Here is an 8,381-nt window from a genome sequence, read left to right as displayed (position 1 = left end):
GGCCTGCGCGGCGAGCGGAGCGACCGCCGAGACCAGGCCCATGCCGAGGACAAAGACCGCAAACAGCACCGTATGGCCAAGCGAAGCCGCCGCGACGACGTGGTCGCCCAGCCGGCCAAGCAGGGCGAGGTCGGTCGTCATCATCGCGATCTGGCCGAGCTGGGTCAGCGCGATCGGCCAGGCAAGCCGCAGCGTCTCGGTCAGTTCGGCGCGCCAGTGCGAGGCGGATTCGGCCGGGGCAGGAACCCCGGCGGTCAGGGTGCTTTGCATTGTCATCTGGTATGGCCGTCCGGCGGGACCGCGGCAACACACGCAGCCTTTACGTCTGGCTTTGGCGGACGCACGTGACGCTTGCGTGACGGGGCAGGTAAGGGCGAAAAGTGTTGGAATTCAGCCGGGTTCCATTCTTTCGGGTGATGGGTGGAGGCGGTCGCGCGAATGGGCGAATCAGGCCCCGGTGCCGGTCAGCGTTTCTGGTCCGGTCCCGCCGTAAATCCACGCCCGCAGCCCGCGGGCCTTGAGGGGGATTGCCGATGGACAGGATTGTCCTCGCACTGCGTACCTTCCTGCGGCTGGCGCTTCCCTATTTCCGTTCGGAAGAGCGCTGGACCGCCCGGCTGCTCCTGCTCGCCATTGTCGGCGCCGAGCTTGCGCTGGTCTATGTCGCGGTCGCCGCGGTCAACTGGAATGCCCGCTTCTTCAATGCGCTGGAAAGCCGCGACTGGAATGCTTTCTATAGCGAACTGATCTTTTTCGGCTTCATCGTGCTGAGTGCGGTGGTCGCGGGAGCGTCGCAATATTTCTTCGGCCAGACATTGCAGATCCGCTGGCGGCGCTGGCTCACCGCAAATTACGTCTCGGTCTGGATGGCGAAAGGGCGTCAGGATCGCGTCCGCATCGTCGCGCCGCAGGTGGACAACATCCATCTGCGCATCGCCAGCGACGTCTACCTGTTCATTCAGCGCACCCACGAACTTGCGACCAGTCTCCTTGGCAGCATCGTGGCGCTGGTGTCCTTCGCCTATATCCTGTGGGGGCTGTCGGCGGCGACGCCGGTGCCGGGTCTCGGCGGCGGCACGATACCCGGCTGGCTGATCTGGGCGGCCTTGCTCTATGCCGGTATCGGTACCTTGCTCGCGCACTGGATCGGCCATCGCCTGATCCCGCTCAACTTCAACCAGCAGCGATTCGAATCCGATTTCCGCTTCGCCATCGTTCGGGCGGCCGACCATGCCGAGCCGATCGCGCTGATGCGGGGCGAACCGGTCGAACGTGCCGAGCTGAGCCATCGTTTCTCCAATCTGGTAGCGAACTGGACGCGGCTGGTCGCGACACAGACGAGGCTGGTCGGTTTCATCGCCGCCTATGGACAGGCATCGACGGTGGTGCCGGTCCTGATGGTGGCGCCGGCCTATCTGGTCGGTGCCATCCCGCTCGGATCGCTGATGCAGGCTTCGCTTGCCTTCATTCGGGTCGAGGGCGCGTTTGCCTTTTGCATCAGCTCCTATCCCAAGATCGCGGAGTGGAAGGCGATGGTGGATCGCCTTGCCGGCTTCGAAGATGCGATGACCGCGGTCGACGAGAGCCGCACGCTGACAAGCGGCGTCATCGCCGTGTCGCGCGATGGCGGCCGCGATCTCGATGTATCGGGCGTGTCGATCCGGCTGCCGGACGGTTCGGACGTGGCAGGGCTGCCGGCGATGGCGCTCAGGCCCGGCGACCGCGTGATGATCACCGGCCCCTCGGGCTCGGGCAAGTCCACCCTGTTTCGGGCGCTGGCGGGTCTGTGGCCGCACGGGCAGGGCCGCGTCGAATTCCCGAAAGGCGGCGAGGTGCTGGTGATGCCGCAGCGGCCCTACTTCCCGCTCGGCACACTGCGCCGCGCGGTGGCCTATCCCAGCACGGAGAAGGAGGTGAAGGAAGCCGACATCGTGGCCGCGCTCGAGGCTGCCGGCATCGCTCATCTCGTGCCGCGGCTCGACGAGGAGGCCGACTGGAACGTGCTCCTGTCCGGCGGGGAACAGCAGCGGATCGGGATTGCCCGCGCGCTCCTGCGCAAGCCGGCCGTGCTCTTGTTCGACGAGCCGGTGGCGGCGCTGGCCGACGCCTCGGGGCGCGAGCTCTACGCCACGCTTCTCGAAAAATTGCCCGAAACCATCGTCCTGACCATCGACCGGCGCGAGGTTTTGCGGGAATACCACCAGAAAATCGTCGCGTTGCGCCGGGACGAGCCGGGGCCGTCCGGCCGCCCCTTGGCAACGGTTCCGGCTTAAGCTAGCGCATGGTCCTGAGAATGATGCCTGTCCGGCAAGCCCGTGGGGAAGCGCCATGCTGCAGATGAATTACTGGACCGACAAATGGGACCTGCACGAGGACGTCTGTCCCTGTGACGTCCATTTCAACGACTGGGTCGCCGACCAGGGACTGAAGAACAAGACCATCTTCCATTTCGGCACCGGCACCCACCATGTGGTCGGCATCGAACAGTCGCGCAACGGCTCCAACAACGCGGTGCTCGCCATCACCGCCTCGATCGAGGAATACGAGGCCTATATCAAGCTGGTCTCGACCAACTCGGCCGTGGCGAAGAGCTACATCGCGTATTTCGGCGACATCTATCTCACCAATCCGCGCCTCTTGCCCGACTTCGACATCGTGACAATGGTGCATCTGTGCGAGTTCTTCTTCCCGAACACCGCGAGCCCCGAATATGGCGGCATGACCGACCGGCAGGTGCTGGATCTGTTCACCGACAAAACGCGGTCGGGCGGATATCTGATTTTCTACATGAACTCGATGGGCAAGGACCGCACGGCGGAAATTCTGCCCGTCTGGGAAAAGGAAAAGCCGGTCGAACGCGTCGCCGATTTCAAGACGCTGATTGTGTACCGGAAGAAGTAGTTTTGGTCATGCGCGGGCGTGACCCGCGCATCCATTCTTATCGTTTGATGGATTGCCGGGTCACGCCCGGCAATGGCCGCGTGGGTTATGCTACGTCACATCCAGCGGCGTCGTCCCCTTGGCCTTGCCGTCGACGCCGGTCGTGATCTTCTCCACCCGCGCTTCGGCCGCCTTCAGCAATTCCTCGCAGCGGCGCTTCAAGGCTTCGCCGCGCTCGTAGATCTCGACCGATTCGGCGAGCGGAACCTTGCCGTCTTCGAGCCGCTTGATGATCGATTCCAGCTCTTCGATCGCGCGTTCGAAGGGCATGGTGGTCACGTCGTTATGGTTGTTCTCGGCCATGTCGGTCCTGATTTTGATTCTGATCAATTATAGTCATTCCGCGGCGCTTGCCGAAGGCGAACGCTGGCGCGTGTCGGAATGACCAGCGCTACCCCCGCATCAGCGCCGTGACATGCGCGTCGACCGAGCCGGCCAGACCCTGCAGATCATAACCGCCTTCCAGCGCCGAGACCACGCGGCCGCCGGCCTTGCGGTCGGCAAGCTCCATCAGCTTTTTCGTCGCCCAGGCGAAGTCGGCCTCGGTAAAATTCAGGCTCGCCAGCGGATCGCGGATATGGGCGTCGAAGCCCGACGAGATGATCACGAGATCGGGTCCGAACGCCTCCAGCCGGGGCAGGATCACTTCGTTCATCGCCGCGCGGAATTGTTCGCCGCCGTCGCCCGCCCGCAGCGGCGCATTGACGATGTTGTCGTGGTCGCCGCGCTCGGATTTCGCGCCGGTGCCGGGATAGAGCGGCATCTGGTGCGTCGAGCAATACATCACGGTCGGATCGCTCCAGAAGATTTCCTGGGTACCGTTGCCGTGATGCACGTCGAAATCGATGATCGCGACGCGCGCAAGCCCGTGCTTCTTCTGCGCGTGGCGCGCGGCGACCGCCACATTGTTGAACAGGCAGAAGCCCATCGGCCGCACGCTTTCGGCATGATGGCCGGGCGGTCGCGTTGCGACAAAGGCGTTGGCTGCCTTCTTGCCGACCACCTCGTCCACCGCCAGCACCGCACCGCCGACAGCCCGCAACGCCGCTTCGAGGGAACCCGGCGACATCGATGTATCGCCATCGAGCGCCACCATGCCCTCGCGCGGCGCGGCTTCCCGGATCGCCTCGACATACTCGCGGGGATGGGCCAGCGCGACGGTCTCGATATCGGCCATCGGCGCCTGTTCGCGCGCCAGATTGGCGAATTTCTCGTTCTCCAGCGCCCGATCGATGGCGCGCAGCCGGTCCGGCCGTTCCGGATGACCCGGCGGGGTGACGTGATCGAGACAGGCCGGGTGGCTGATGAGCAACGTGGTCATGCGGAGCGGGGTACCGGACTCAGGTCAGGACTTTGCGCGTGAAGCCTCAAGGTCACGGATATCGCGCCTTGCGTCAATGACAACGCCGGGCGGCGGCGGCGGTTCGTCCGGCGTGAAGAACACCTCGGCGAGCGGCATGGCGGGATCGACCCGGTATTTTTCGAAGTCGCGCACGCCCTCGCCATAGAGGAAGCTATCGTCGATCAGGAATTGCCCGGTGAAGTCCGCTGCCTTCTTGTTGAAGATCGCATAGGCGGCGTCGGCCATGATCTCGGGCGTGCGCGACATCCGCATCACCTGGTCGCCGCCGAGCAAATTCTGGATCGCGCTGGTGGCGATCGTCGCCCGCGGCCACAGTGCATTCACCGCAATGCCCTTGGGCCGCAGTTCGCCGGAGAGGCCCAGCACCACCATGCTCATGCCGAACTTCGCCATCGTATAGGCGGTGTGCGGCGCGAACCATTTCTCCTTCATGTCGAGCGGCGGCGAATTCATCAGAATATGCGGGTTCGAGGCCTTCTCCAGATAGGGAATGGCAAATTTCGAAACCATGAAGGTGCCGCGCGCGTTGATTCCGTTCATCAGGTCGTAGCGCTTCATGTCGGTGTGTTCGACATTCGTCACCTGCACGGCGCTGGCATTGTTCACCACGATGTCGATGCCGCCGAACGTCTCCGCCGTGCGCGCCAATGCGGCCTTGACCTGCTCCTCGTCGCGCACATCGACGGTGAGGGGGAGCGCCTTGCCGCCGGCCCGCTCAATCTCGGCGGCCGCGGTGTGGATCGTGCCGGGCAGTTTCGGATGCGGTTCGGCGGTCTTGGCCGCCACCGCGATATTGGCGCCGTCGCGTGCGGCCCGGAGCGCGATCGCAAGACCGATGCCGCGCGAGGCGCCGGTGATGAACAGGGTCTTGCCTTTCAGGGACATTGCGGCCTCCATGGCGGGCGGCGATGGGACATGGCTGCGGCGACCGAGTCAATGTCGAGCGCGCAGGCGCCATGCAGCGGGCTGGTTCAGTAGAACGCTCGCATGCAGGCGAGCGTCATCGCCCGTATTGTTTGAGGCGCCGGGATCGCCTTAACCTCCTTCTTTCGTCCCTTGCCTTCGCTTGCGCGAGGGCGCGTCGCAGTCAAGCTTGCGCAGACTGCGTAAACTTGTCTGCGTACGCCGGGCTTTCAGCCAGCCCATGGCCTCGTGTGCGAAATGAGTGTGCACACACGAGATTGCAGTCATCACGGACCGCCGGTCCCCCGGCGTTCCGCGCGCGGTGTTTGAAGGCTTGCTCCGCTGGACCCCGGTGGACTGACGAAGCTATCCACCGCTGCGACGACCTGACCTAAAACCTTTCCGGATGTGGCGTCCGTACTCGGTCCGGCCACCACGGTCCCCCAAGTGACGAAGGCGCATCCTTCGCCGGAACCCAGCAGCTTGGGCCTCCATGCGGCGCGCCACGTCTCGCGCGTCCGCACGGCCACCGCATCCCGCCCCGCGTCTTGTGACGCTCATGAGACGCCCCTCGCTTTGGGGCGGGATATAGGAAAAAAATCATATATCGAAGCGTTTGTCAATCGCTTTTCCGGGCTGTCCGCGGCTTTTGCGAAATCTCTGCGCTGGCACGATTGCAGCGCCGTCCCTACATCGCGTGCGAGACCGGGCTCATATCCTCCTCGCCAGCCCCGCCATCTCCTCATCAGGAAAGTCATCATGCAGCTCACCGGCATTCATCACCTCACCGCCGTCTCCGCCGATGCGCCGGGCAATCTGCGCTTCTACACGCAGGTGATGGGAATGCGGCTGATCAAAAAGACCGTGAACCAGGACGATGTGTCGGCCTATCACCTGTTCTACGGCGACGGCATCGCCTCGCCGGGCAGCGACCTGACCTTTTTCGATTTTCCGGCCGCCCCGGAGCGGCGCGGCAATCATACGATCACGCGGACGGCGTTGCGCGTCGCCGGCCACGACAGCCTGAAATGGTGGCATCGCCGCCTTCGTGAGGCCGGCGTCAAGGTGGGCGAGATCGGCGAACGCGACGGCCGCTTCACGCTCGACTTCGAAGACCCGGAAGGCCAGCGGCTGTCTCTGATCGATGACGGCGGGAAGGGCGAGGCGCATCCATGGGCGAAGAGCACGGTGCCGGCGGAGCATCAGATCCGGGGCTTAGGTCCGATCACCATGTCGGTGCCGGACCGCAGCCATACCGATATCGTGCTGCGCGAGCTGATGCTGATGCGCCATGTCCGCGACTATCCGGTGCCGGATTCGGACTCAGACATCGTCCATGTCTACGAGATGGGCGAGGGCGGTCCCGCGGCCGAGCTGCATGTCGCGGTGCGGCCGAAATTGCCGCTGGCGCAGCCCGGCGCAGGCGGGGTGCATCACGTCGCGTTCCGCACCCCGAACCGCGCAGAATACGATGCCTGGGCGGACCGGCTGGTCAAATTGCGGGTGCCGAACAGCGGCAAGGTCGACCGCTTCTATTTCGAGTCGCTGTATTTCCGGGAGCCGAACGGCATCCTGTTCGAGATCGCGACCGACGGGCCGGGCTTCGACGCCGACGAGCCGATGGAGACACTCGGCGAGAAGCTGGCGTTGCCGCCGTTCCTGGAAAAGCGCCGCGCGCAGATCGAGGCCGGGCTGAAGCCGCTGACGGCGTGAAGCCAATGGTTGAAATAAAATCGGGGGAGGGACGACCAAGCTCCTCCCCCGCTTGACGTTCGGTCCCGCTGACATCGGGACCGAAGCCGGGACTGCAATCCCGTAATGATCAGGCCGCCGCGGCCTTGGCGCCGGTCGGCACTTCGGAAATCGTCTTCAGGATCTGCGAAGCGATCTGATAGGGGTCGCCCTGCGAGTTCGGGCGGCGGTCCTCAAGATAGCCCCTGTAGCCGTTGTTGACGAAGGAATGCGGCACGCGGATCGAGGCGCCGCGATCGGCGACGCCGTAGGAGAATTTGTTCCACGGCGCGGTCTCGTGCTTCCCGGTGAGGCGCATGTGGTTGTCCGGACCATAGACCGCGATGTGGTCCTCCAGATTCTTTTCGAACTGCTTCATAAGCGCTTCGAAATACTCCTTGCCGCCGACTTCGCGCATATACTTGGTCGAGAAGTTGGAGTGCATGCCTGAACCGTTCCAGTCGGTGTCGCCCAGCGGCTTGCAATGCCACTCGATGTCGATGCCGTATTTTTCGCAGAGCCGCATCATCAGGTAGCGGGCGATCCACATCTGGTCGGCTGCGGTGCGCGAGCCCTTGCCGAAGATCTGGAATTCCCACTGGCCCTTGGCGACTTCGGCATTGATGCCTTCGTGATTGATGCCGGCGGCGAGGCAGAGCTCGAGATGCTCCTCGACGATCTGGCGTGCGACCGAGCCGACATTCTTGTAGCCGACGCCGGTGTAGTACGGGCCCTGCGGGGCGGGATAGCCTTCGGTCGGGAAGCCGAGCGGGCGGCCGTCCTTGTAGAAGAAATATTCCTGCTCGAAGCCGAACCAGGCATCCGGATCGTCGAGGATGGTGGCGCGCGTGTTTGACGGATGCGGGGTGACGCCGTCCGGCATCATCACTTCGCACATGACCAGCGCGCCGTTCTTGCGGGCGGCGTCCGGATAGATCGCAACCGGCTTCAGCACGCAATCCGACGAATGGCCTTCGGCCTGCAACGTCGAAGAGCCGTCGAAGCCCCAGAGCGGCAGCTGCTCGAGGGTCGGAAAATATTCGTATTCCTTGATCTGGGTCTTGCCGCGCAGGTTCGGAACCGGCGTGTAGCCGTCGAGCCAAATATACTCGAGCTTGAACTTTGGCATTGGCTTCTCTTTTTGGTCTCTCTGGATCTGTCGACGCGGAGATGGAAATCCCGATGGGGCATCGGGGTGCCGGATCGCGCCCCGCTGCCGGCAATGGCTCATCCGAAGCATGGAATGTGCCAATCCGCGCGGCAGCGCCCTCTGGTGTCCCGAATCCGAAGTCCGCCTCCTTCTTCGGCTTGCTCGTGAGCGGAGTTCGGGTTCGAAAGGACACCAGCAAACCTATGATTCCAGTGTGGTTTGGTTCGGAAATCCGCTTGTAGAGGTTGCGGCGAGAATGAGCGGATTTCCGAACCACCACACTAGGCATTCGGC

8 protein-coding genes are annotated in these 8,381 nt (G+C 63.8%); 3 read left to right on the top strand and 5 right to left on the bottom strand.

The genetic code is table 11. The features are described 5' to 3' along the window. The coding region (locus ACK41X_RS21635; protein WP_409727774.1) for an MATE family efflux transporter at positions 1 to 270 on the bottom strand (270 nt) is incomplete at its 3' end. Between the two features lie 263 nt (positions 271 to 533). On the opposite strand from ACK41X_RS21635, the gene ACK41X_RS21630 reads away from it, so the two are divergent. Beyond that, positions 534 to 2,273, top strand: coding sequence for an ABC transporter ATP-binding protein/permease (locus ACK41X_RS21630; protein WP_409727768.1), 1,740 nt, complete (start codon positions 534 to 536; stop codon positions 2,271 to 2,273). A 55-nt stretch (positions 2,274 to 2,328) separates the two neighbouring features. Further along, positions 2,329 to 2,901 carry a hypothetical protein gene (locus tag ACK41X_RS21625; protein WP_409727765.1) on the top strand — a complete coding sequence of 191 codons (573 nt, stop codon included), beginning with the start codon at positions 2,329 to 2,331 and terminating at the stop codon, positions 2,899 to 2,901. Positions 2,902 to 2,991: 90 nt separating this feature from the next. On the opposite strand, the gene ACK41X_RS21620 is transcribed toward ACK41X_RS21625, so the two are convergent. The 3 genes from ACK41X_RS21620 to ACK41X_RS21610 form a co-directional block, all read right to left on the bottom strand. Continuing rightward, positions 2,992 to 3,243, bottom strand: a complete 252-nt coding sequence (locus tag ACK41X_RS21620) for an exodeoxyribonuclease VII small subunit (RefSeq protein WP_409727771.1) — start codon at positions 3,241 to 3,243, stop codon at positions 2,992 to 2,994. An 88-nt stretch (positions 3,244 to 3,331) separates the two neighbouring features. Further along, positions 3,332 to 4,261 (bottom strand): histone deacetylase family protein, encoded by a 930-nt coding sequence (locus ACK41X_RS21615; protein WP_409727762.1) that lies wholly within the window; start codon positions 4,259 to 4,261, stop codon positions 3,332 to 3,334. Positions 4,262 to 4,285: 24 nt separating this feature from the next. Beyond that, entirely contained in the window at positions 4,286 to 5,188 is a 903-nt protein-coding gene (locus ACK41X_RS21610) for an SDR family oxidoreductase (RefSeq protein ID WP_409727759.1), read from the bottom strand. Positions 5,189 to 5,965: 777 nt separating this feature from the next. On the opposite strand from ACK41X_RS21610, the gene ACK41X_RS21605 reads away from it, so the two are divergent. After that, positions 5,966 to 6,919, top strand: a complete 954-nt coding sequence (locus ACK41X_RS21605; protein ID WP_409727757.1) for a ring-cleaving dioxygenase — start codon at positions 5,966 to 5,968, stop codon at positions 6,917 to 6,919. Between the two features lie 109 nt (positions 6,920 to 7,028). Here the strand turns inward: ACK41X_RS21605 and ACK41X_RS21600 are convergent, their stop codons facing one another. Next, a complete protein-coding gene (locus tag ACK41X_RS21600; protein ID WP_409727754.1) occupies positions 7,029 to 8,066 on the bottom strand; it encodes a glutamine synthetase beta-grasp domain-containing protein in 1,038 nt (345 codons plus the stop codon). Between the last annotated feature and the right edge of the window lie 315 nt (positions 8,067 to 8,381).

The organism is Pseudorhodoplanes sp. (assembly GCF_046289595.1).
Lineage (GTDB): Bacteria > Pseudomonadota > Alphaproteobacteria > Rhizobiales > Xanthobacteraceae > Pseudorhodoplanes.
The sequence above is the reverse complement of the archived record's forward strand: the minus strand, read 5'-3'. Positions and strand labels throughout refer to the sequence as shown.